The 24,182-nt window shown below is 66.1% G+C and carries 20 protein-coding genes; 14 read left to right on the top strand and 6 right to left on the bottom strand.

The window, feature by feature from the left end:
• Nucleotides 1-70 precede the first annotated feature (70 nt).
• The 7 genes from murG to lpxC all read left to right on the top strand — a co-directional run bounded on the left by murG (nt 71) and on the right by lpxC (nt 7,995).
• The gene (gene murG, locus ASD72_RS00530) at nt 71-1,141 is read left to right on the top strand and encodes an undecaprenyldiphospho-muramoylpentapeptide beta-N-acetylglucosaminyltransferase (RefSeq protein ID WP_235577912.1); all 1,071 of its coding nucleotides are present in this window, start codon (nt 71-73) and stop codon (nt 1,139-1,141) included.
• On the top strand, nt 1,141-2,592 hold the full coding sequence (gene murC / locus ASD72_RS00535; protein WP_081420089.1) for a UDP-N-acetylmuramate--L-alanine ligase: 1,452 nt from the start codon (nt 1,141-1,143) through the stop codon (nt 2,590-2,592). The genes murG and murC overlap by 1 nt, the downstream gene beginning before the upstream one ends.
• On the top strand, nt 2,589-3,548 hold the full coding sequence (locus tag ASD72_RS00540; protein WP_056878025.1) for a D-alanine--D-alanine ligase: 960 nt from the start codon (nt 2,589-2,591) through the stop codon (nt 3,546-3,548). Before murC ends, ASD72_RS00540 begins: the two co-directional genes overlap by 4 nt.
• Nucleotides 3,548-4,324 (top strand): cell division protein FtsQ/DivIB, encoded by a 777-nt coding sequence (locus tag ASD72_RS00545; protein WP_056878026.1) that lies wholly within the window; start codon nt 3,548-3,550, stop codon nt 4,322-4,324. The genes ASD72_RS00540 and ASD72_RS00545 overlap by 1 nt, the downstream gene beginning before the upstream one ends.
• Complete coding sequence (ftsA, locus tag ASD72_RS00550; RefSeq protein WP_055940270.1) at nt 4,321-5,556, top strand: cell division protein FtsA; 1,236 nt, start codon at nt 4,321-4,323, stop codon at nt 5,554-5,556. Before ASD72_RS00545 ends, ftsA begins: the two co-directional genes overlap by 4 nt.
• 84 nt (nt 5,557-5,640) lie before the next feature.
• Nucleotides 5,641-6,867, top strand: coding sequence for a cell division protein FtsZ (gene ftsZ, locus ASD72_RS00555; RefSeq protein ID WP_056878027.1), 1,227 nt, complete (start codon nt 5,641-5,643; stop codon nt 6,865-6,867).
• A 213-nt stretch (nt 6,868-7,080) separates the two neighbouring features.
• The gene (lpxC, locus tag ASD72_RS00560) at nt 7,081-7,995 is read left to right on the top strand and encodes a UDP-3-O-acyl-N-acetylglucosamine deacetylase (RefSeq protein ID WP_056878028.1); all 915 of its coding nucleotides are present in this window, start codon (nt 7,081-7,083) and stop codon (nt 7,993-7,995) included.
• A 201-nt stretch (nt 7,996-8,196) separates the two neighbouring features.
• On the opposite strand, the gene ASD72_RS00565 is transcribed toward lpxC, so the two are convergent.
• A complete protein-coding gene (locus ASD72_RS00565) occupies nt 8,197-8,664 on the bottom strand; it encodes a DUF721 domain-containing protein (RefSeq protein WP_056878029.1) in 468 nt (155 codons plus the stop codon).
• Between the two features lie 8 nt (nt 8,665-8,672).
• Between ASD72_RS00565 and ASD72_RS00570 the strand changes: the two genes are divergently transcribed.
• The 3 genes from ASD72_RS00570 to ASD72_RS00580 all read left to right on the top strand — a co-directional run bounded on the left by ASD72_RS00570 (nt 8,673) and on the right by ASD72_RS00580 (nt 13,607).
• Nucleotides 8,673-9,623, top strand: coding sequence for a M23 family metallopeptidase (locus tag ASD72_RS00570; protein ID WP_056878030.1), 951 nt, complete (start codon nt 8,673-8,675; stop codon nt 9,621-9,623).
• Nucleotides 9,624-9,797: 174 nt separating this feature from the next.
• Nucleotides 9,798-12,551 carry a preprotein translocase subunit SecA gene (gene secA, locus ASD72_RS00575; protein ID WP_056878031.1) on the top strand — a complete coding sequence of 918 codons (2,754 nt, stop codon included), beginning with the start codon at nt 9,798-9,800 and terminating at the stop codon, nt 12,549-12,551.
• Between the two features lie 105 nt (nt 12,552-12,656).
• On the top strand, nt 12,657-13,607 hold the full coding sequence (locus tag ASD72_RS00580) for a Nudix family hydrolase (RefSeq protein ID WP_056878032.1): 951 nt from the start codon (nt 12,657-12,659) through the stop codon (nt 13,605-13,607).
• 10 nt (nt 13,608-13,617) lie between these two features.
• Here ASD72_RS00580 and coaE read toward each other — a convergent pair whose 3' ends face one another.
• The 4 genes from coaE to pilB all read right to left on the bottom strand — a co-directional run bounded on the left by coaE (nt 13,618) and on the right by pilB (nt 18,246).
• Complete coding sequence (gene coaE / locus ASD72_RS00585; protein ID WP_056878033.1) at nt 13,618-14,238, bottom strand: dephospho-CoA kinase; 621 nt, start codon at nt 14,236-14,238, stop codon at nt 13,618-13,620.
• A gap of 55 nt (nt 14,239-14,293) precedes the next feature.
• Nucleotides 14,294-15,157, bottom strand: a complete 864-nt coding sequence (locus tag ASD72_RS00590) for an A24 family peptidase (protein WP_056878034.1) — start codon at nt 15,155-15,157, stop codon at nt 14,294-14,296.
• Between the two features lie 9 nt (nt 15,158-15,166).
• On the bottom strand, nt 15,167-16,423 hold the full coding sequence (locus tag ASD72_RS00595) for a type II secretion system F family protein (protein WP_056878035.1): 1,257 nt from the start codon (nt 16,421-16,423) through the stop codon (nt 15,167-15,169).
• A 116-nt stretch (nt 16,424-16,539) separates the two neighbouring features.
• Nucleotides 16,540-18,246: a type IV-A pilus assembly ATPase PilB gene (pilB, locus tag ASD72_RS00600; protein ID WP_200948810.1), complete on the bottom strand. Its 1,707-nt coding sequence runs from the start codon at nt 18,244-18,246 to the stop codon at nt 16,540-16,542.
• 253 nt (nt 18,247-18,499) lie between these two features.
• Between pilB and ASD72_RS00605 the strand changes: the two genes are divergently transcribed.
• The 4 genes from ASD72_RS00605 (at nt 18,500) to ASD72_RS00620 (ending at nt 22,244) form a co-directional block, all read left to right on the top strand.
• The gene (locus tag ASD72_RS00605; RefSeq protein WP_056878037.1) at nt 18,500-19,351 is read left to right on the top strand and encodes a glycosyltransferase family 2 protein; all 852 of its coding nucleotides are present in this window, start codon (nt 18,500-18,502) and stop codon (nt 19,349-19,351) included.
• 101 nt (nt 19,352-19,452) lie between these two features.
• A complete protein-coding gene (locus tag ASD72_RS00610) occupies nt 19,453-20,079 on the top strand; it encodes a class I SAM-dependent methyltransferase (protein ID WP_162250327.1) in 627 nt (208 codons plus the stop codon).
• A complete protein-coding gene (locus ASD72_RS00615) occupies nt 20,072-21,298 on the top strand; it encodes a glycosyltransferase (RefSeq protein ID WP_056878039.1) in 1,227 nt (408 codons plus the stop codon). Before ASD72_RS00610 ends, ASD72_RS00615 begins: the two co-directional genes overlap by 8 nt.
• The gene (locus ASD72_RS00620; RefSeq protein WP_056878040.1) at nt 21,273-22,244 is read left to right on the top strand and encodes a lysylphosphatidylglycerol synthase domain-containing protein; all 972 of its coding nucleotides are present in this window, start codon (nt 21,273-21,275) and stop codon (nt 22,242-22,244) included. The genes ASD72_RS00615 and ASD72_RS00620 overlap by 26 nt, the downstream gene beginning before the upstream one ends.
• Here ASD72_RS00620 and ASD72_RS00625 read toward each other — a convergent pair.
• Nucleotides 22,228-24,153 (bottom strand): tetratricopeptide repeat protein, encoded by a 1,926-nt coding sequence (locus tag ASD72_RS00625; protein ID WP_056878041.1) that lies wholly within the window; start codon nt 24,151-24,153, stop codon nt 22,228-22,230. The genes ASD72_RS00620 and ASD72_RS00625 overlap by 17 nt on opposite strands.
• Nucleotides 24,154-24,182 lie beyond the last annotated feature (29 nt).

Consider the following 24,182-nt stretch of genomic DNA (forward strand, 5'->3'; position numbering starts at 1 on the left):
CACCGCGCATGCTGCGAATCCCTCGCAGAAGCCCGCACATCCATATGCGGGGACTCAATTTTCGCCCGTGATGATGATGGCCGGCGGCACCGGCGGCCACATCTTCCCCGCACTGGCTGTGGCCAAGGTGCTGCGCGCGCGCGGTGTGCCCGTGGTGTGGCTGGGCGCGGACGGCGCGATGGAAACGCGGCTGGTGCCGCAGCACGGCATCGAACTGGACACGCTGGCGATCACCGGCCTGCGCGGCAAGGGCAAGCTCGCCCTGCTCGGCGCGCCGGTGCGTGTGCTGCGTGCGATCCGCGCCGCGGGTTTCGTGCTGCGCCGTCGCGCGCCTCGCGCCGTGGTCAGCTTCGGTGGTTTCGCCTCCGGTCCCGGTGGCGTCGCGGCGCGCTTGATGGGCACGCCGTTGCTGGTGCATGAGCAGAATCGCGCCGCCGGTTTCACCAACCGCATGCTCGCCAAGGTCGCGCGCCGGATCATGTCGGGGTTCCCCGGTGCGTTCCCAGGCCGCGAAGAAGTGGTCGGCAATCCGGTGCGCGAAGAGATCGCCTCCGTCGCACCGCCGGCAGAACGCCTGGCCGGTCGCGATGGTCCGCTGCGCCTGTTGGTGCTGGGCGGCAGCCAGGGCGCGCGCGCGTTGAACATGGCCGTGCCGCGCGCACTCGCCATATTGCCGGCGGGCGCCGTCGAGGTGCGCCACCAGTGCGGCGAGAAAATGCGCGACGAAGCCGCCAAGGCTTACGCCGATGCCGGCGTCGCCGCGAGCGTCGAAGCCTTCATCACCGACATGGCGGTGGCGTATGCGTGGGCGGACCTCGTCGTCTGCCGCGCGGGCGCGTCGACGCTGGCTGAGCTCTGCGCCGTCGGCGTAGGCAGTGTGCTGGTGCCGTTCCCGCAGGCCGTGGACGACCACCAGACCCGCAACGCCGAATACCTGGTCGAGCGCGGCGCAGCCCTGCTGTTGAAGCAGGACGACGCCCTGGCCGATGCGTTGGCGGCGACGCTGCGCCGGCTGGCCGACGATGCCGCTACCCGCCAGTCGATGGCGGAAGCCGCGCGCACGCTGGCGAAGACCGATGCAGCCGACCGCATCGCCGACATCATTCTTGAGGAAGCAACCGAAATGAGGACGCAGGCATGATGATGGCTGCTGCACGAGAGCGCCGCCTGCAACACACCGGCAACCTGGCGAAGGAATTCCGCCGTGTGCACTTCGTCGGCATCGGTGGCTCCGGCATGAGCGGCATCGCCGAAGTGCTGTGCACGCTGGGCTACGAAGTGTCCGGCTCGGACAACGCCGACAACGCGGCCACGCGTCGCCTGGCGTCGCTGGGCGCGCGCGTGATGCGCGGCCACAACGCCTCCAACGTGCTGGGCACCGATTGCGTGGTGGTCTCCAGCGCGATCAAGCACGACAACCCCGAGCTGATGGAAGCGCGCAGCCAGCGCATTCCGATCGTGCCGCGTGCGGCGATGCTGGCCGAGCTGATGCGCTTCCGCCGCGGCATCGCCGTGGCCGGTACGCATGGCAAGACCACGACCACCAGCCTGGCCGCCGCGATCCTGAGCGAAGGCGGGCTCGACCCGACCTTCGTGATCGGCGGCCAGCTGCTGGCGGCGGGCGCCAATGCCAAGCTCGGCGATGGTCAGTGGCTGGTGGCCGAGGCGGATGAGAGCGACGGCAGCTTCCTGCGCCTGAATCCGCTGATCTCCATCGTCACCAACATCGATGCCGATCACCTGGAAAACTACGGCAACGACTTCGAGCGCGTGAAGGCGGCCTTCGCCGAGTTCCTGCAACGCCTGCCGTTCTACGGACTGGCCGTGCTGTGCATCGACGATCCGGAAGTCGCCGCCATCGCCGCGGAAACTCCGCGCCACGTGATGAGCTACGGCTTCGCCGAGAACGCCGACGTTCGCGCGGAGGACGTGGAGCAGGAAGGCGGGCGCATGCACTTCACCCTGCGCCTGCCCGAAGACGCCAGCATCCGCGTCAGCCTGGCGCTGCCGGGTCGCCACAACGTGCTGAATGCGCTGGCCGCCGCCGCGGTGGGCTGGCAGCTGGGCGTGTCGCCGGAGAACATCGCTTCGGCGCTGGAGAAATTCGCCGGCATCGGCCGTCGCTTCAACGACCTGGGCGAAATCACCACACCGCAGGGCGCGCGCGTGCAGCTGGTCGATGACTACGGCCACCATCCGAAGGAACTGGCGGCCGTGTTCGCCGCCGCGCGTGGCGGCTGGCCGCACAAGCGCCTCGTGGTCGCGTTCCAGCCGCACCGCTACAGCCGCACACGCGACCAGTTCGATGCGTTCGCCGCGGTGCTGTCCGAAGCCGACGCGCTGGTGCTGAGCGAGGTCTATCCCGCGGGCGAGCAGCCGATCGCCGGTGCCGATGCCAAGTCGCTGGCACGCGCGATCCGCGCACGCGGCCGCAATGAGCCGGTCGTGGTCAGCCAGGTCGCCGACCTGGTCGACGTGCTGCCTGATGTATTGCAGGACGGCGACCTGCTGTTGCTGATGGGCGCCGGCGACATCGGCCACATGTCGCAGCACATCGCATCGCACGGCTTCAGTCGCCGGGAGGGCGCATGACCGCCATCGCCGTGCCGCCGCCGCGCTTCGACGATCCGGCCCGTTTCGGACGCGTCGCCGTGCTGTTGGGCGGCGTTTCCAGCGAGCGCGAGGTATCGCTGAACTCCGGGCAGAACGTGCTCGACGCGCTGCTGGCGCGCGGCGTGCAGGCGTTCGCGGTGGATGGCATTCCGGCGCTGATCGAAGCCATCCGTGCGGGCAAGGTCGATCGCGTCTTCAACATCCTGCATGGCGGCGATGGCGAGAACGGCGTGCTGCAGGGCCTGTTGCAATCGCTCGGCGTGCCGTACACCGGCCCCGGCGTGCTCGGCTCGGCGCTGACGATGGACAAGATCCGCACCAAGCAGGTGTGGGAAGCCGCCGGCCTGCCGACCGCGCGCTTCGAGCGCATTCCCGCTGGTGGCGATCTGGCCGCCGCGGCGCGTTCGTTGGGGTTCCCGGTATTCGTGAAGCCGTCTGCCGAAGGTTCCAGCGTCGGCGTCTTCCGCCTGATGGGTGAAGAAGACTTGGCGCCCGCACAGGCATTCGCCAGCACGTATGCCGGCGAACTGCTCGCCGAGCAGATGCTCACCGGCGGCGAGTTCACCGTGGGCATCCTCGGCGACGTGGCGCTGCCGTCGGTGCGCATCGTGCCAGCCGGCGACTGGTACGACTACCACGCCAAGTACATCGCCGACGACACGCAGTACCTGTGCCCGGGCCTGGACGATCGCGGCGACGAAGCGTCGATCCGCGCACTGGCGCTGGCGGGATTCCGCGCGGCGGGATGCAGCGGCTGGGGGCGCGTGGACGTCATGCGCCACGCCGATGGCCGTTTCATGCTGATGGAAGTCAACACCGCGCCGGGCATGACCAGTCATTCGCTGGTACCGAAGGCGGCCGCGAACATCGGGATCGGCTTCGAAGCGCTGTGCTGGCGCATCCTGGAGCAGACGGTGCCGGAGGTGGCGGGCTGATGAACGCCGCCCTGCGCATCTTCGCCTGGTTGCTCGCGCTGGCCTTGGTCGCGCTGCCGGTCGTGGCCGTGGTGAACGGCTGGATCGGCGCGGACCGTTGGCCGCTGAGCACGCTGCGCGTGCAGGGCGAGTTCGCGCGCGTCGATCCGGCGCAGTTGCGTGCCGTGGTGCTGCCGCACGCCAAGCGCGGGTTCTTCGCGGTCCGCCTCGATGACGCCAAGCACGCCGTCGAGCGCCTGCCGTGGGTGGAGCGGGCGGAAGTGCGCAAGCGTTGGCCGGATGTGCTGGAGATCCGCGTGATCGAGCACAAGCCGTTCGCGCGCTGGGGCGACGACAAGCTGCTGTCCGAGCATGGCCGCCTGTTCCCGATGCCGAAGGAACTGGCCGGACTCAAGCTGCCGCAACTGGGTGGGCCGGAATCGCAGGTGCAGGAAGTGACGGCGCTGTACAACGAATCGCGCCAGTTGTTCGCGCCGATGGGCCTGGATGTCACCACGCTGGTGATGGATGCACGCGGCAGCTGGTCGCTGCTGCTCGGCAACGGTACGCAGGTCGTGGTCGGCCGCACCGACGCGCGCCCGCGCCTGGGCCGCTTCGCGCGGATGCTGCCGCAGTTGCTGGCGGCGCAGGCGCAGCCGCTGCTACGCGCCGATCTCCGCTACACGAACGGCTTCGCGCTCAGCTGGGGCGACGCTCCGCGGGCGCCGCACAACGGAACTTCCACGCTGCCTGCGCCGGTTGCGGCCGCAGGCGGTCATTCGCAGGGCAGGACATGAATCGCAAGGGTGACAAATCGCTGATCGTCGGGCTGGATATCGGCACGTCCAAGGTGACGGCGCTGGTCGGCGAATACGCCCCGGGCAATCCGATCGAAGTGATCGGCATCGGCTCGCACGAGTCGCGCGGCCTGAAGCGCGGCGTGGTCGTGGACATCGAATCCACGGTGCAGTCGATCCAGCGTGCGATCGAAGAAGCTGAATTGATGGCGGGCTGCGAGATCCGCTCGGTCTACGCGTCGATCTCCGGCAACCACGTGCAGTGCCGGAACTCGCCCGGCATCGTGCCGATCCGCGACGGCGAAGTGACCTGGGGCGACCTGGACCGCGTGCTGGAAGCGGCGAAGGCCGTCGCGATCCCGGCCGACCAGAAGATCCTTCATGCGATCCCGCGCGAGTACAAGCTGGACAATTCGCAGGAAGGCATCCGCAATCCGGTCGGCATGACCGGCGTGCGCCTGGAAGTGGACGCGCACCTGGTGTTCTGCGCGCAATCGGCAGCCGCCAACATCAGCAAGTGCGTGCAGCGCTGCGGCCTGCAGATCGACGACCTGATCTTCTCGTCGCTGGCGTCCAGCGTGGCCGTGCTGACCAGCGACGAGCGCGAGCTCGGTGTGGTGCTGGTCGACATGGGCGCGGGCACCACCGACCTCGCGGTATTCGTGCAGGGCGCGATCTGCCACACGGCGTCGCTGCCGATCGCCGGCGACCAGGTCACCAACGACATCGCGCACATGCTGCGCACGCCGACGCCGGAAGCCGAGCAGATCAAGGTGCGCTACGCCTGCGCGCTGGCCCAGCTCGCCACGGCCGAAGAGAGCATCCAGGTGCCGAGCGTGGGCGACCGCCCGCCGCGCCGCCTGCCGCGCCACGCGCTCGCGCAGGCGGTGCAGCAGCGTTACGAGGAGATCTTCGAGATGGTGCAGGCCGAACTGCGCCGCTCGGGCTTCGAAGAGCGCGTGCGCGCCGGCATGGTGCTCACCGGCGGCGCCGCGAAGATGGAAGGCGTCGTCGAGCTGGCCGAAGAGATGCTGCAGATGCCGGTGCGTGTCGGCATCCCGCAGCACGTCACCGGGCTGGGCGAAGTGGTGGGCAACCCGGTGCATGCCACCGGCGTGGGCCTGCTGCTGATGGGCAGCCAGATCGAACACCCCCGGCGTCCGTCGTTGCCCACGGGCAAGGCGGGCAGCTGGTTCAAGAAACTCCAGAACTGGTATCGCGGCGAGTTCTGAGCAGGGCGGCATTCCGCGAGTCGAGTAAGCGTCACGACGTTCGTTCCACCAGCACTACATAACTAAATAAACGAGGACAAGGACATGGCACATTTCGAACTGGTTGAGAAGATGGCCCCGAATGCAGTGATCAAGGTCGTGGGCGTGGGCGGCGGCGGCGGCAACGCCGTGGCGCACATGGTCAACGGCAGCGTGGACGGCGTGGAGTTCATCACCGCCAACACCGATTCGCAGGCGATCAAGAACTGCGGCGCCAAGCTGCAGCTGCAGCTCGGCAGCAACGTCACCAAGGGCCTGGGCGCGGGCGCGAATCCGGAAGTGGGCCGCCAGGCCGCGCTGGAAGACCGCGAGCGCATCATCGACGCGCTGGACGGCGCCGACATGGTGTTCATCACCGCGGGCATGGGCGGCGGCACCGGCACCGGCGCCGCGCCGGTCGTGGCGCAGCTGGCCAAGGAGATGGGCATCCTGACCGTCGCCGTGGTCACCAAGCCGTTCCCGTTCGAAGGCCGCCGCCGCATGCAGGTCGCGCTGAAGGGCATCGAGGAACTGAGCCACCACTGCGACTCGCTGATCACCATCCCGAACGAAAAGCTGATCACCGTGCTGGGCCGCAACGCGACGATGATCCAGGCCTTCCGCGCCGCCAACGACGTGCTGCTCGGCGCCGTGCAGGGCATCGCCGACCTGATCGTCCGACCGGGCCTGATCAACGTCGACTTCGCCGACGTGCGCACCGTGATGAGCGAGATGGGCCTGGCCATGATGGGCACCGGCAGCGCCCGCGGCGACGACCGCGCGCAGGCCGCCGCCGAGGCCGCGATCCAGAACCCGCTGCTGGACGACGTTAACCTCAACGGCGCCAACGGCATCCTGGTCAACATCACCGCGGGCCCGGACTTCACGATGGCCGAGTTCGACGAAGTGGGCCGCACCATCGAAGGCTTCGCTTCCGAGGACGCGACCGTCGTGGTCGGCACCGTGCTCGACCCGGACATGCAGGACGAAGTGCGCGTGACCGTGGTCGCCACCGGCCTGAACCGCAACGCCGCCCGCCAGCCGGTCGGCCGTGGCGGCGACCTGCGCGAGCCGATGCGTGCGCCGATCAAGCTGGTCCGCGACGCCACCACCGGCATGCCGATCGACGACGGCTTCTCGATGGATCCGATCAGCGCCGCCACCAGCGGCCTGGGCCTGCGTCGCGGCGCCTCGTCGGCCGCGCCGTCGGCACCGGCTTCCGCGCCGGTCGCGGCCGACCTGCCGTCGGACTACCTGGACATCCCGGCGTTCCTGCGCCGCCAGGCCGACTGATGGAATGCCCTCCCCGCGAGGGGAGGGGCTGTACCCGCACCACCACGCCATGTCCCTTCGCTGCCGGGCCAACCGGCCCGGCAGCCCTTTCCGGAGCGCCTTAACAGCGCGTTGTTTCAGGCGTGGGACAGAGCGGTTCTTTCGTTAAGATTCAGCGAATTGCGTGATATTCTCGCTGCCCCGCCAAGGTTCCCCCACCTGCGACCCCACTCGATGGCCCAGCAACGCACCCTCAAGAACGTGATCCGCGCGACGGGCGTGGGGCTGCATAGCGGCGAGAAGGTCTACATGACGCTGCGTCCGGCGCCGGTCGATACCGGCATCGTGTTCCGGCGCATCGACCTGGAGCCGGTGGTGGAAATCCCGGCCAGCGCTGAGCTCGTCACCGAGACGACGCTGTGCACGGGCCTGACCTGCGAAGGCGCCAAGGTACAGACCGTCGAGCACCTGATGTCGGCGATGGCCGGTTTGGGTGTCGACAATGCCTATGTGGAGCTGTCCTCGGCCGAGCTGCCGATCATGGACGGTTCCGCGGGCCCGTTCGTGTTCCTGATCCAGTCCGCCGGCATCGCCGAGCAGGCTGCCCCGAAGCGCTTTATCCGCATCACCCGCCCGGTGGAAGTGATCGAAGGCGATAAGGTGGCGCGTTTCGAGCCCTACGACGGTTTCAAGCTGGGCTTCACGGTGAAGTTCGACCACCCGATGATCCCGGCGTCGCAGTCGCGCGCCGAGGTGGACTTCTCCACCGGCGCGTACATCAAGGAAGTCGCGCGCGCCCGCACGTTCGGCTTCATGCGCGACCTGGAATACATGCGCGAGCGCAACCTGGGCCTGGGCGGTTCGATGGACAACGCCATCGTGCTGGACGAGTTCCGCGTGCTCAACGAAGACGGCCTGCGCTATACGGACGAATTCGTCCGCCACAAGATCCTGGACGCCATCGGCGACCTGTACCTCGCCGGGCGCCCCATCCTGGGGGCCTACGAGGGGTTCAAATCCGGCCACGCACTCAACAACAAGCTGGTGCGCGCGCTGCTGGCCGAGACCTCGGCCTGGGAAGAGGTGACCTTCGAGAACGGCACCGCGCCGTCCCCGGTCGCCTATGCGACGCCTGCACTGGCTGTCTGAGACGACCGTCCGCTCCGGACGGTGACCCCGCTGTCGCCCGGTTTCCTACCGCGATCACGCGGTGGTGTGCGAATGGTTACGCCTTGGCGAAAGTGTGAACTGGGTCGGATTTTTGGTCCGGAAATAACATTTTCCTAACCTTCGGCTAACGACCCGACAGGCGGTGGCCGGTACCATGCCCCGTCCCTTGTGATGGCCGGGTCAACATCCGCGGCCCTTGCGATGGCCTCCCTTCGGGGGGGGCGTGCCGGCGGAGTCCGGGGCGGACAGGAGGTCGAGGGCCGCTTGCAGCCCTCTACGGGAAGCCTCCGATACGGGTACGACCGGGTCCTGCGCAGGTTTTACGAACGGCGCAAGGCTTGTCTTGGCGGTGACTTCGGTGACCGCCAGTCCGATGGATTGGGCCACGTTGATCAGCTCGGGTGCGGCCAGGCGAAGCCTGGCATGCCAGACGGGGGAGTCGACGATAAAAACGAGCCGTTTGCCCGCCACGTTCGCCAACCGGCAATGCGGCGCCAGGGCAGGCGGAAGGCAGGGGCGAAGCTGCTGTTCCAAGGCGTCGAGCCACAAGGCACGACGCACCGGGTCGGTGGCGGCATCCGTCAGGGCAGCCTGCAATGCAGGTTGCGCGGTGCCGGCGCGGCGCGGCTTGGACTTCGAATCAGACATCGGTATCTATGAGCTTTAAGACCATCGTAAACAATACGCGCACCTGGTGGGCCCATGCGTCCGCCCACGGTGCTTACCGGATCCGCCTGGCCTTCCATGCGCGACCGCTCGCGAGCGCCGCGGTGCTCGTCGCCGCCGGCCTGCTGGTCGGTGTGGGTGGACGCAGCGCCGTCGGCATGGGCCAGGTGTCGCTGCTGCAGGCACAGGCCGGCCAGCGCGATGCGGAACTGGACCAGGTGCGCCGTGGCGCCCAACAGGAAATCAACGCCATGGCCGCGCGCCTGGGCGAGCTGCAGGCGCAGGCCAACCGCCTGAACGCGCTCGGCGAGCGCCTGACCCGCGTCGGCCAGTTGCAGGACGGCGAGTTCGACTTCAACGAACCGGTCGGCGTCGGCGGCAACGACGTGTCCTTCGACATGAAGCCCGCGGACCTGAAGGATGGCGTGGACAACCTCGAGCGGCAGTTCGCCGCGTCGGGCCGCCAGCTCTCCGTGCTGGAAGCGTTGCTGTTCAACCGCGAACTGGACAAGAACGCGACCCCGGGCCGCATGCCGATCGCCAACAGCTACATCACCTCCGGCTTCGGTGGCCGTGCCGATCCGTTCGGCGGCGGCGGACAGAACCACAAGGGCATCGACTTCAAGGCGCGCGTCGGCGACCCGGTCCTGGCCGTCGCGGACGGCGTGGTGAGCTTCGCCGGCGTGAAGGGCGGCTACGGCAACGTGATCGACGTCGACCACGGCAACGGCTACGTCACCCGCTACGCGCACAACTCGCGCCTCAGCGTGCGGGCCGGCGACCTGGTCCGCGTGGGCCAGGAAGTCGCCAAGGCGGGTTCGACCGGCCGGTCGACCGGTGCGCACGTGCATTTCGAGGTGTGGGAGAACGGGCGCGTGGTCAATCCGCGCAAGTTCCTGGGCGAAGGCCCGACGCCGGTGGGGCAGATCAAGCGCGGCTGAGGCCGCCTGCGGAACCAAACGGGAAACCGGCGGTCCTATCGCCGGTCTTGATTCCCCGGGCGGCGCCCCAAGCTACAATACGGTGTTGCCAGACAGGGCGCCTTGCGCCCTGTTTCATTTTGGGCCTGCCGCCAGCGCGGCGCCCCGGCGTTCCTTTCCCATCCGGTTCCTTACATGATCAACAACCTGCTTACCCGTGTCTTTGGCAGTCGCAACGAGCGCCTGCTCAAGCAGCTGCAACGCATCGTCGACAAGATCAATGCCCTGGAGCCGGAGCTGCGCAAGCTCACCGACGAGCAGCTGAAGGCGAAGACACCGGAGTTCCAGGAGCGCATCCGCAGCGGCGAAGCGCTGGACAAGATCCTCCCCGAGGCGTTCGCGGTCTGCCGCGAGGCCAGCCAACGCGTGCTGGGCATGCGCCATTACGACGTGCAGCTGATCGGCGGCATGGTGCTGCACCTGGGCAAGATCGCCGAAATGCGCACCGGCGAAGGCAAGACACTGGTCGCCACGCTGCCGACCTACCTCAATGCGCTGGAAGGCAAGGGCGTGCACGTCGTCACCGTGAACGACTACCTGGCCCGCCGCGACTCGGCCTGGATGGGTCGCCTGTACAACTGGCTGGGCCTGAGCGTGGGCGTGGTCTACCCGGGCATGCCGCACGGCGACAAGCAGGGTGCGTATGCCGCCGATATCACCTACGGCACCAACAACGAATTCGGCTTCGACTACCTGCGCGACAACATGGCGATGTCGAAGGACGATCGCTTCCAGCGCGGGCTGCACTACGCCATCGTCGACGAAGTGGACTCGATCCTGATCGACGAAGCGCGCACGCCGCTCATCATCTCCGGCCCGGCCGACGAATCGCCCGAGCTGTACATCCGCGTCAACCGCATCGTGCCCCAGCTGATCAAGCAGGAGAACGAGGAAGCCGAAGGCGACTACTGGGTCGACGAGAAGGGCAAGCAGGTCCACCTGTCCGAAGCGGGCATGGAGCACGCCGAGGAACTGCTGCTCAAGGCCGGCATCATCAGCGAGGAAGAACCGCTGTACGGCGCCAACAATCTGTCGGTCGTGCACCATCTGAACGCCGCGCTGCGCGCGCACGCCATCTACCAGCGCGACGTGGACTACATCGTGCGCGAAGGCGAGGTGGTCATCGTCGATGAGTTCACCGGCCGCACGCTGACGGGCCGCCGCTGGTCCGACGGCCTGCACCAGGCGGTCGAAGCGAAGGAAGGCGTGCCCGTCCAGCGCGAGAACCAGACGCTGGCCAGCGTGACGTTCCAGAACCTGTTCCGCATGTACAAAAAGCTGTCCGGCATGACCGGCACGGCCGACACGGAAGCGTTCGAGTTCCAGAGCATCTACGGCCTGGAAGTGATCGTCATCCCGACCAACCGCCCGACCGTGCGCAAGGATTCGCCCGACCAGGTGTTCCTCAACCGCCAAGGCAAGTTCAAGGCGGTCCTGGCGGATATCCAGGAGTGCTACCAGCGCGGCCAGCCGGTGCTGGTGGGCACGACCTCGATCGAGACGTCGGAAATGCTGTCCGACTTCCTCAACAAGGCCGGCGTCCCGCACGAGGTGCTCAACGCCAAGCAGCACGAGCGCGAAGCGCACATCGTCGCGCAGGCAGGCCGTCCGGGCGCGATCACCATCGCCACCAACATGGCCGGCCGCGGTACCGACATCGTGCTGGGCGGTTCGCTGGAGGCCGAGTACGAAGCGCTGGGCGAAGAGGCCGACGATGCCGCACGCGCGGGGGTGAAGGCCGAATGGCAGAAGCGCCACGATGAAGTGAAGGCCGCCGGCGGCCTGCACATCGTGGGCACCGAGCGCCACGAATCGCGCCGCATCGACAACCAGCTGCGTGGCCGTTCGGGTCGCCAGGGCGATCCGGGTTCGTCCCGTTTCTACCTGTCGCTGGAAGACAACCTGATGCGCATCTTCGCTTCGGACTGGGTCCAGAAGGCGATGAAGCTGATCGGCATGAAGGAGGACGACGTCATCGAGGACAAGCTCGTCAGCCGGCAGATCGAGAAGGCGCAGCGCAAGGTGGAAGCGCACAACTTCGACATCCGCAAGAACCTGCTCGACTTCGACGACGTCAACAACGACCAGCGCAAGGTGATCTACGCCCAGCGCGACGAGCTGCTGGAAGCCGAGACGGTGCAGGAGAACATCGACGGTATCCGCGGCGACGTGGTGGCCGAGCTGGTCGCCCGCTTCGTCCCGCCGAATTCGGTGGACGACCAGTGGGACCTGCCGGGCCTGGAGCGCGAGCTGGGCGAAGAGATGGGCGTGGTGCTGCCCGTGACCCAGTGGCGCGAGGAGGCCGAGGAACTGGACGCCGAGGCCATCGAGCGCCGTGTGCAGGAAGGCATGGACGCGCACTTCGCCGAGAAGGCGCAGGTGGTCGGCGACGAGACCATGCGCGCGCTCGAGAAGCACATCATGCTGACCGTGCTCGACAAGAACTGGAAGGAGCACCTGGCGCGCATGGACTACCTGCGCCAGGGCATCCACTTGCGCGGCTATGCGCAGAAGCAGCCGAAGCAGGAGTACAAGAAGGAAGCCTTCGAACTGTTCTCCGGCATGCTGGAGCGGGTGAAGAGCGAAGTCGTGACCCTGCTGTCGCGCGTGCGCATCCGCAGCGAAGAGGAAGTCGCCGCGCTGGAGGCCCAGGAACGCGCGATGGCCGAGGCGCAGGCGCGGCAGATGCAGTTCCAGCACCAGGAAGCCGGTGGCTACGGTGCGGACGAGGAGGCCGAACAGGCGCAGCAGGCGGCCGCCCTGCAGGGTGGCTACGTGCAGTCCGGGCCGATGCCGGCGCACCGCGATGCGCCCAAGGTCGGCCGCAACGACCCGTGCCCGTGCGGCAGCGGCAAGAAGTACAAGCACTGTCACGGCCAGCTGGCCTGAGGTTCCCGCCCGGGCCCGCCTGGAAAAGCCGCGCACTGCGCGGCTTTTCCTTTTTCGGCACCGCGATATTTGCGTCTACCTGCCGGTTCCCGGCAAAGTTCCGCCATGCTGACCCCGTTACGCTCGATCCACGTCATGGCCGCCGTCATCACCGACGCCCGCGGCCGGATCCTGTTGGCACGACGCACCGAGGGGCGGGACCTGGCCGGCCGGTGGGAGTTTCCCGGCGGCAAGCGGGAGCCCGGCGAGAGCCCTGAAGAGGCGCTGGTGCGCGAGCTGCGCGAGGAACTGGGTATCGAAGCGCAGGTTGGCGAGCACATCATCAGCGTGCCGCAGCAGTACCCCGACAAACGGTTGAAGCTTGAGGTACGGCACCTGACCGGATGGAAGGGCACGCCGCGCGGCCATGAGGGGCAGGCCCTGGCATGGGTCACGCGAGACAAACTGATGCGCTATGCGATGCCGCCGGCGGACCGTCCGGTGGTAGCCGCGCTGCTGCACCCCGACAGCTACCTGGTCACCCCGGAGCCCACGGAGCCGGGCCCTTGGCTGGCCGCCCTCGAGCGCGCCCTGACGCAGGGCATCCGCCGCGTCCAGGTGCGCGCGCGCAGCCTGTCCGGCGACGCCTGGGAGCAGCTCGCCCGCAGCGCGGTCGCGTGCTGCCAGGCCGCCGGTGCGGATGTGCTACTCAACGGCGACATCGAACTGGCGCGCACGCTGGGGGTCGGTGTCCACCTGCGTGCATCGCAGCTCGCCGATCTCGTGTTCCGGCCCCTGCCGGAAGATGTCCTGGTCGCCGCGTCCTGCCATACGGCTGCCGAATTGCGCCAGGCCGAAGCGCTGGCATGCGATTTCGCGGTCGTCGGCAGTGTGTTCCCCACCCAGACGCACCCCGGGGGAGAACCCCTGGGCTGGGCCGGCTTCGCGAGCCTGCGCGAGAACGTGTCGCTTCCCCTGTACGCCATCGGCGGCCTGCAGCCTGCCGACATTCCCCTGGCCCGCCAGCATGGCGCGCAGGGCGTTGCGGCGATCCGTGGATTGTGGCCGATCGTCTAAGGGCGATGCATCAGGCGGTCGTCGCGGCGGCCAGCGCCAGATAGCGCGCGTGCAGTGCGTCCGCTGCGCGAACCAGGTGGTCGAGGTCGCCATCGTTGACCACGATGTCGTCGGCGATCGCCAGCCGTTCGGCCCGCGTGGCCTGGGCGGCCATCATCCTGTCGGCCAAGGCGGCATCGATGCCGTCGCGCTGCATCAGTCGCGCGCGCTGGACCTCGTTGGGCGCATCCACGACCAGGATGCGATGGAGCCAAGGGTAAGCCGCGCGCCCGCCGCCCTCGGCGAGCAGCGGCACCATCGCGATCGCGTAGGGACTGGGTGCGGATGCACAGAGCGCCTGCAGGCGCGTGCGGATGGCGGGATGCAGGATGGCTTCGAGCACGCGGCGCGCGCCTTCATCGTTGAAGACGCGTACCCGCAGCGCTGCCCGATCCAAGCGGCCGTCCGCCTGCAGCACGTCGTCGCCGAAATGCGCCACCACCGCGGCCAAGGCGGGCTCTCCGGGTTCCACCACGGCACGCGCGAGCAGGTCGGCATCCGCCACGGTGATGCCGTGCGCGGCGAAGGCTTTTTCGAGTGCGCTCTTGCCCGACGCGATACCGCCGGTCAGGCCGATGAAGTAGTGGCTCATGCGCCGATTATGGAGCGTGTGGGCCAGGCCTGCCGGTAGTCGCCCGCCGTGCGTTCTACTTCAAGCCGGCGAAACGCAGGTAGGCATCGATGATCTGGGGACCCCAGAAGAATGCGATCCAGCCTGCGATGGCGAGATATGGGCCGAAGGGGATCGGCGTGGCGCGATCGCGGCCCTTCAGGCCCAGCCACACCGAGCCGACCACGGCACCGACCACCGACGAGAGCAGGATGGTGGGCAGCACGCCGTTGAGCCCCACCCAGGCGCCGATGGCGGCCAGCAGTTTGAAATCACCCCGGCCCATGCCTTCCTTGCCGGTTACCTGCTTGAACAACCACCACACCAGCCACAGCGAGACATAACCGGCGATGGCACCCAGCAGCGCCGGCTTGGCCGGCATGTAGAGATTGTCCAGGCTGCCGATCAGGCCCAGCCACATCAGCGGCAGGGTGAGTTGGTCGGGCAACAGTCGCGTGCGGAGGTCGATGCCGCTCAGGGCCACCAGGTAGCAACTGAACAGCGCGGCGCCGAACCCCTGCCAGCCGAACCCGAACCGCCACACCGACGCCACGGCCAGCAGGGCGGTCAACAGTTCGACCAGCGGGTACTGCGCGGAGATGGGGGCCTTGCAGTGGCGGCATTTGCCGCGCAGCGCCAGCCAGCTGAACAGCGGGATGTTCTCGTACCACGACAGCGGTGTCTTGCAGTGCGGGCAGTGCGAGCGCTCCACCACGATGCCGGGCGGCGGCGGATCGTAGATCTCGGGCTCTTCGAGCACCTCGCGGGCGTCGCGCTTCCACTCCCACTCCAGCCGCCGCGGCAGCCGCAGGATCACGACGTTGAGGAAACTGCCCACCAGCAGGCCGAGGCCTGCCACCACCGGGTACCCCAGTTCGGGGTGCTGATCCAGGAATGCCATCGGGCGATTCTAAATCGCTGCGGCCAGTTTGAAGATGGGCAGGTACATGCCGACCACCATGGCACCGACCACGCCGCCGATGAAGATCATGATCATCGGTTCGATCAGGCTCGACAGCGCATCTACCGCGTTGTTGACTTCCTGTTCGTAGTACTCCGCCACCTTGAACAGCATGGCATCCAGCGCGCCGGCCTCTTCGCCGATCGCGGTCATCTGGATGACCATGTGCGGGAACAGGTTCACCTGCTTCATCGCCATGTTCAGGGGGTAGCCCACGGAGACGTCATCGCGCACGCGGAAGACCGCTTGTTCATAGACGGTGTTGCCCGTGGCGCCTGCGACGGTATCGAGCGCCTCCACCAGCGGCACGCCTGCCTTGAAGGTCACCGCCAGCGTCCGCGAGAAGCGGGCGATGGCCGAGTTGTGCATGATCTGGCCGATCACGGGGATCTTCAGGGTCGCACGGTCCAGGAAGTGTTGCAGGGCCAGAGAGCGCTTCTTGAAGAAAAGGAAGCCGAAGATGACGCCGAACAGAATGCCGAACACCGCCCACCAGTACGACACCATGAATCTCGATGCCGCCACGATCAGCTGGGTAAACGCCGGCAGATCCGCACCGAACTGCTTGAACACACCCTCGAACTGCGGCACCACGAAAATCAGCAGGATGGCGCTGACCAAGAGGGCGACCACGATCACCACGGCCGGGTAGAACAGCGCCTTCTTGATCTTGCCCTTCAGGGTCTCGATGTTTTCCTTGTAGCTGGCGATGGTGTCCAGCACCGTCTCCAGTACGCCCGCGCTCTCGCCCGCCCGGACCAGATTGCGGTAAAGCTCATCGAACTGCACAGGATGCTTGCTGATGGCTTCGGACAGCGATGAGCCGCTCTCGATGTCATAGCGGAGATCTTCGACCAACTTCTTCATGCGGACGTTCTTCTGCCCGCCCTCGATGATCTCCAGTGAGGTCACGATCGGTACGCCGGACTTCATCATCGTCGCCAACTGGCGGCTGAAGAAGGCGATTTCCTTCGGAGTGATCGTCGAGCCCGCTGCCCCGAAAAGCGGCTTGGGCTTGGTCTTGACCACGGTGGGCGTGATGCCCTGCTTGCGCAGTTCGGCACGCAGGAAGTTCGCGTTCTTGGACGACTGCTCGCCCTTCATCTTGACGCCGCGCTTGTCGGTGCCTTCCCAGACGAACAGGTTCAGCGGGTTCTCGCGAACCGGCGCGGGCGCTTTCTTGACGGCGGAACGAGTGACGGCCATTAGGTTTTCCCCTGTCCGGCTTTCCCCACCCGGACTGTCTCTGCCCATGGTAGCCGGTTATGGCCCGGAGGGAAGCACCCCCCGTGTGACGGGGGGCAGGGTTTGCGCAGTGCCCGCTAGTCCTTGGTGACGCGGTTGATCTCGGCCAGGCTGGTAACGCCGTTGCGCACCTTCATCAAGGCCGACTGGCGCAGATCGCGGATGCCGGCCCGCTGGGCGACGGAGGCGATCTGGATGGCATTGCCACCCTCCAGCACGATGGCCTGGATGTCCTCGGACATGGGCATGACCTGGTAGATGCCGGTACGTCCCTTGTAACCCTCGGTGCATTCTTCGCAACCGACGGCGTCGTAAAGCGTGAAGCCGGCCTGGACCTCGGCTTCGGTGAAGCCTTCCGCCAGCAGGGCCTTGTGGGGTAGTTCCACCGGCTTCTTGCATTTGGAGCAAAGGCGACGGGCCAGGCGCTGCGCGATCACCAGGGTCACCGAGCTGGTGATGTTGTAGGGCGCGATGCCCATGTTCATCAGGCGGGCGATGGTCTGCGGCGCATCGTTGGTATGCAGGGTGGACAGCACCATGTGGCCGGTCTGCGCGGCCTTGATGGCGATCTCGGCGGTCTCCAGGTCGCGGATTTCGCCGACCATGATGATGTCCGGGTCCTGGCGCAGGAAGCTGCGCAGGGCGGCCGCGAAGGTCATGCCGCGCTTGGTGTTCTGCTGCACCTGGTTGACGCCGGGGAGGCGGATTTCCACCGGGTCTTCGACGGTGGAGATATTGCGCATGTCGTCGTTCAGGATGCCCAGCGCCGTATACAGCGACACCGTCTTGCCCGAGCCGGTGGGGCCGGTGACCAGCACCATGCCGTAGGGCTTCTGGATGGCGTCCTCGAACAGCTTCTGCTGGTCGGGCTCGTAACCGAGCTTGTCGATGCCCAGCTTGGCCGCGCTGCCGTCCAGGATGCGCAGCACGATCTTCTCGCCGAACAGGGTGGGGAGGGTGCTGACGCGGAAGTCGATCTGTTTGGTCTTGGACAGGTTGAGCTTGATGCGGCCATCCTGCGGCACGCGCTTTTCGGCGATGTCCAGCTGCGACATGACCTTCAGGCGCGCGGCGATGCGCTGGCTCAGTTTCACCGGGGCCTTGGCCACCTGCTTGAGGATGCCGTCGATGCGCAGACGGACCCGATAGTCGGTTTCGTAGGGCTCGAAATGGATGTCGGAGGCGCCGCGCTTGATGGCGTCGATCAGCACCTTGTTGACGAACTTCACCACCGGGGTGTCGTCGCCCTTGGCGTCCACCCCCGTGTCGTTGCCGCCCAGGTCGTCGTCCGTGCCGACTTCCAGGTTGTCGAGCCCTTCTTCGTCATCGCCCCCGAACGTACTGGAGAGGCTGCTGGAGGCATTGACCCATTGCTCCAGCGTGCGGCGGAGTTGGTCCTCGTCCACCAGAACCGCCTCGACCGCCAGATTGGTGTGGAACTGGATTTCGGTGAGTGCCGCGGTCTGGGTCGGATTGCTGGTACCGACGAACAGCTTGGCACCGCGCTTGAAAAGCGGCAGTACCTGGTGCTTCTGGATCAGTTCTTCGCTGACCAGCTTGATGGCGCTGTGGGCGGGGTCGAAGGTGGTGACGTCCAGCAGCGGCATGCCGAACTCGATAGCGTTGGCTGCGGCGAGATGGGCGGGGGCGACCAGGCGCTTCTCGGCCATCCACTGAGCCAACGGCACCTTGGCTTCCGTGGCGTTGGCCATCGCACTGCGGGCCGTGGCCTCATCGAGGGCGCCATCCTGTACGAGGCGGCGGGCGATGCCGGTAATGCCGATCAGATTGGCGGCGGGCGAAGTGACGGCGTTCATGGCGATTTCCGTGCAGCAGGGGGTACGGCCCAAGGATGCAGCAAGAACCGGGCCACGCCCGACTTTACTGCAACCGCGAGGATCGGGGCGAGAGGCGTAGCGCTTCCAGAGCGTGCGCAGGTCACAAGCTGACGCAGGGCGGCACGTCTGGCGCGCTTGCTGGACGGGGTCTCCAGCCGGATGCAGTAAGCTGGGCAAGGGAAACTCGTATGGGGCATCGATGAAGGTCAGTGTGGTTCTGCCGGCGAAGAACGAGGCGGGCGGGCTACCCCGCACGCTGGGCGGCCTGAAGTCCCTCATGCCGGACGCCGAAGTGATCGTGGTGGATGACGGCTCCAGCGACGAAACGCCGAAGATCGCCGAGGCCAACGGTGCCCGCGTGATCCGCTCGCCCTATTCGATGGGCAATGGTGCGGCGATCAAGCGAGGGGCGCGCGTCGCCTCTGGCGATGTGATCGTGTTCATGGACGCTGACGGACAGCATGACGCGGCCTGCATCCCCCACCTGCTGCAGAAGCTGGAAGAAGGCTACGACATGGTCGTGGGAGCACGTGACTGGGACGGACAGGCCGGTGTGAGCCGCGGCCTGGCCAATACCTTCTACAACTGGTTGGCCACACGGATGACCGGTTTTGCGGTGAAGGATCTGACGTCGGGCTTCCGGGCCGTGCGCGCGGACAAGTTCAGGGAGTTCCTGCACCTGCTCCCGAATGGATTCTCGTACCCCACGACCAGCACCATGGCGTTTTTCCGCAGCGCGTATCCGGTGGCCTATGTCCCCATTCCCGTGGCGAAGCGCATAGGCCGCAGCCACATCCGGCCCCTGCGTGATGGCGTACGCTTCCTGCTGATCATCTTCAAGATCGCCACGCTGTACTCGCCGTTGAAACTGTTCGCGCCTGCGGCTGTCACCTTCTTCCTGATCGGGCTTGGCTACTACGGCTGGACCTTCGTGACACAGGGGCGCTTCACCAACATGAGCGTGTTGTTGTTCAGTGCGTCCGTGATCATTTTCCTGATCGGACTGGTCTCCGAGCAGATCACGGCATTGACGTATCGTCGGGAGCCGTAGTGGCGGGCGCGTCGCACGCACGGCGCTGGGCCGGCCTGCTGAGGCGGACGCCCCTTCATCCCCAATGGCTGATCCCCGGGCGCAGCGCACTGGAGCAATGGTTGAAAGCCAATGCCCGGGGGGTTGTCCTGGACGTCGGTTGCGCCTCGCGCTGGGCAGAGCAGGCCCTGCCTCCTTCTTGTACCTATATCGGCATCGATTACCCGAGTACGGGCACGACCTTGTACGAGGCGCGGCCTACGGTTTTCGCGAATGCGGAGCGGTTGCCCTTCGGCGATGAAACGGCGGACACCGTCCTGTTGTCTGAAGTATTGGAGCACCTCAGGAACCCTCAGTCAGCCCTGCAGGAAATCCGCCGTGTCCTGAAGCCCGATGGACGCGTTCTCATCACGCTGCCGTTCCTCTATCCCATCCACGACGCCCCGTATGACTTCCAGCGCTACACGTCCTTCGGTCTGCAGCGGGAGGTCGAAGCCGCCGGCATGCGCGTCATAGGCGTGCGGCGAACGCTTGGGGCACTCAGGACCGGGGCTGTCCTGGCATGCCTCGCCCTTGGCGGAGTGGCCCAAAGGAGTTTGCTGGAGCGAAGCCCCTCGGTCTTGCTGTTGCCCTTGTTGGGCGCCTTGATCGCCCTGATAAATCTCGCGGCCTGGATTCTGGGACCACTGTTGCCGGATTGGCCTGCCCTGACGCTCGGCTACAGGCTGGAGGCTGCGAGAAATGGCTGACGCGGAGGCGAAGCCGGTCTTGTTGGTCCTCGCATCGACGTATCCGAGGTGGCGTGGCGATCACGAGCCAGGCTTCGTACATGAGCTGTCACGACGACTCGGCGAAGGGTTCAACGTCATTGTGCTTTGCCCTCACGCCGCCGGTGCAGCGCGACGGGAGTGGTTGGATGGCGTCGAAGTCGTCCGGTTCCCTTATGCGCCAGCCAGACTGCAAACGCTGGTCAACGACGGAGGCATCGCGACCAATATTCGGCGCGCAAAATGGAAGATGCTGCTGGTGCCTCTGTTCGTGATGGCGCAACTCGTTGCGCTGGTCACGATGCTGGTGAGCAGGCGTGTGGACGCGATCCATGCGCATTGGTTGGTTCCCCAGGGGCTCATCGCATGCGTGGCGAGGTCCCTGACGCGTTCCCATGCCCCGATATTGGTGACGTCGCATGGCGCGGATGTCTTTGCCTTGCGGGGCAAGACGTTCGATGTGGTGAGGCGCCATGTGCTGCGTCGCGTGCAGGCGCTGACGGTCGTCAGTCGGGCGTTGCTGGACAGGCTTTCTCCGCAGATGCCCGCGGAAGGGCTGGCCGAAATCATCCCCATGGGTGTCGATCTTGAGGAAACGTTCACGGTGTCGCCGACCGTCGAGCGGGACCCCTGCTTGATCCTTTTCGTCGGACGCCTGGTGGAGAAGAAAGGTGTCATCCACCTCATTCGCGCGATGCCGGCCATACGACGGAGGCATCCCGACGCCAGGCTGGAGATCGTGGGGTTCGGACCCGAAGAGCCTTCCTTACGGGCCGCCGTGCAGCGATTCGGGCTGGAGGCGATCGTGTGCTTCATGGGGCCTGCTTCGCCGGATTCTCTTCCTGCTGCGTATCGCAGGGCAGGGGTATTCGTCGCGCCTTTCGTGGAGGCCGGCTCCGGCGATCAGGAGGGGTTGGGGCTGGTCGTCGTGGAGGCCTTGGGATGTGGCTGTCCGGTCGTCGTGGGCAATGTCGGTGCCGTCGCTGACACGTTGGGCCTGCATTTTCGCGACGTGGCCGTAAACGCGACCGATGAGGACGCCCTTGCGGACCGGATCGTTTCAGTTCTGTCCGCCGGCCCCGCCTCGCAGCGCGCGCTCGCGGCGTCGGTCCGTGATCGATTCGATTGGAGGGCGATTGCTGGCAGATACAGCGAGTTGCTTGCGCGCCTGATCCATGACGCCAGCCTCGCGGAGCGCTGAGACGATGCCGCTTGGTTGGCTGCCGAAAGCGAGAAAGCTGCTGGTCGCCAGCGTGTTCTGGGTGGCGCTGATCGCGTGCGTGCTGGTGCTGCAACGCCATTTCTCGGAGATCTCGGAACTGTTCGCACGCTTGGGTTATTCAGGCCTGCTTGCTATTGCCGCACTGCTGGCAACATCTTGGGGGGCGCTCGTGGAGGCCTGGCGGCGGATCGTGCTGCTCTACACGGGAATGCCCCTGTCGTTCGCCCGTTCCGCGCGCCATCTGTCGTTGCTGTTGCTGGGGAAGTATCTGCCCGGCGGTATCTGGGGCTTTACCGCAAGACTCGCCGACACGCCTGCCGAGCAACAGATCTCGAGGCTGGTGGTGGCGGGCGCCTTCGAGCAATGGATTGGGCTGTCGACACTCGCACTGTTGGCCTCGCTTGCCTGGTCTGATTTCAGCACCGGCTATCCATTCCTGCTGCTTCTGCCGGCCGTGCCATATGTTGCAGTGGCGGGATGGCATGTACTTTCCACCGTGCTGGCGCATCTCCGCGGTTGGCTGAGATGGGGGGCGCTAGAGCGTGTCTCCCTTGGCGCGATCCCTCATCGGCGGTTGGTCGGTCCGGCCATTCTCACTGCACTCCATCAGATTTCTCAGTTGGCAATGGTGGCACTGCTGTCGAAAGCAGGATTGGGCATGGCGTGGGTAGACGCTTTGCTCGTGGCTTCACTCTACGGCGTGGCGACGACCGTGGGGATCCTGGTGGTCGTGGTGCCGGGCGGCATCGTCGTGCGCGAAGGGGTTTTCGTGGCACTGGCAGCAAGCGTCCTTCCTGGCGATCGCGCGTTGGCATTCGCGGCCCTCGTCCGTCTGGTGCTGGCTGGCTTCGATCTGGGGTCTGCGTGCGTGGCCGCCCTGCTCGGATGGCGGGAAAGAGTTGCCCAGACTAGTGATGCGTCGTAGCTGCAGAGCGATCTTCCAGCGCTTTTAGGATTGCTTGGCCTGTCGCGTCATCTCGAGGGACCTGGCTTTGCAACCGAAGCAGTATCGGGCGTGCTTCCTGGATTCTCCCTTTGGCAATCAATAGCTCGGCCAGGAAAGCGCCAATGGGGGCATCTTCTCTCGTGCCAGAGTCCGCCTGCCGGGATAACGCTATCGCCGTGTCCGCATCGCCGCTTGCGACGTACAGTTGCGCTGCTTTGAAACGTAGCCGGCGCACATTGAAGTGGGTCTGCGGAACCGAGGTCTTGTCGGCTACTTGGGCCATCTCGCGACCGAGATACGAAGCATCCATGTCGACACAGGGTTTGTTGAGTATCCCGTTCCCCAACGTCTCGAAAGCGACCAGCAAGTCAGCTTCAATGTCGTTGGCGACGCCTCCGAACGCTAGCGCTTTGCTTGTTGGTCGCGTGGGCTTGCCCGTCGAGCAGTCGATCAGCAACTGCCAAACTCCGGCGAGTCTGCGCGTGCTCTCCTGTGGAGATGCTTCCAGCGCGTGAACTTGAATGTGCGCGCCTGCCGCGTCAGGCGGGTTGCGAAACATGAGGTCCTGGGCGATGTCGGCGCGTAGCCACCGCGAGTCAGGGTGGTGCTCCAGGCCTTGGGCAAGCAAGGAGTGCTGCGATTGCCAGACATACGCGCGTGCAGACGTTGCGACAGATAGGACCACCAGCAAAGCCCCGGTCGCAATCGAAAATATGCGGCGCGGATGATCCATGCGCGACGATAGGTGCTGAGCACCAAGCACGACAAGGCTGGCGATGGCCCAGAGGGCGCCAGCCGAAGGCAGATAGGTGCGATGCTCGAAATACATGAGTAGCGGGAAAACACTGGACTCCAGGGCCTGCGCGATCAGGTAGAACCCGAGGCCCAGGCCCACTCCAGGGGCTCGTTTGCGCAGATACCAGGCGACCAACAGAGTGGCTAGCCAGCCCAGCCAGGCGGCTAGGGTGGTGACAGGCGACATCCAACCTGAGGAGACGAGGTAGTCGTCGTGGTACAGGCCCAAGCGCGGGCCATAGGGCAGAATCAATGCGCCGACGTAGTCCCACAAGACCCGACCCTGTGTCATCAGTCGCTCGCCCAGCGTGAAGGGACGATTCGCGTACTCCGCAACGATGAAAGGTGCTTGCGCCGCGGTCAGCGCAAGTCCAGCGACGGCGGGCAGGATCAGCGCACCTGTTATGAAGAGCCAGGACAGAGGATGCCGCCGTCTACCTGCAACAGGCGAGAAGATCCAGAACTCGATGATTGCGCAGAGCGCAGGGGCGAGTACGCCGTTTTCCTTCGAAAATGCGGCAAGCAGCGTGCAAGTGCCAGTCAGGAAGAAAAGCACGCAAGCACGGGCGCGGCGTCCGTCACGCAGCGCTTCGCGAGCCTCGATGTAGGCGATCAGCGTGCCCAGCGTGAACAGGGCCGACAGCATGGCCATGCGCTGGATGACGTAAAGCGTTGTGCTGACCTGTAGTGGATGTAGCAACCAGATGCCGGCCACGATGCAGGGCATCCATCGGATGACGGTGGGTCCCATGCCCTGCACGGGTGCCTGCGCGCGCGCAAGACGTGTGAATAGCAGGTAGACCAGTACCCCATTGACCAGATGGATGAGCAGGTTGCCGAGCTTGAGCCCCCAGATGTCTGGGCCAAGCAGTTGTACGTTCAGTACGAGGCTGGCCATCGACACCTGCCGGCCCAGCAGGCCGGATGCGTTGTCGAATATCACGCGCCAGGCGCTGGTGTTCCCGGCGAGCCACTCTTTCAATGGCGCAAGATTCTGGTGGTCGTCGAACACCAGTGGGCCGGACAAACCCGGCCAATAGATCGCCAGCGCGATGCCTAGGAAGAGCAGAAAGAGCCTGGCAGGTCTCGACACGAAATGATCCCCAAAAAAAAGCCCCGGCG

It is taken from the genome of Pseudoxanthomonas sp. Root630 (genome assembly GCF_001427585.1).
Taxonomy (GTDB): domain Bacteria; phylum Pseudomonadota; class Gammaproteobacteria; order Xanthomonadales; family Xanthomonadaceae; genus Pseudoxanthomonas_A.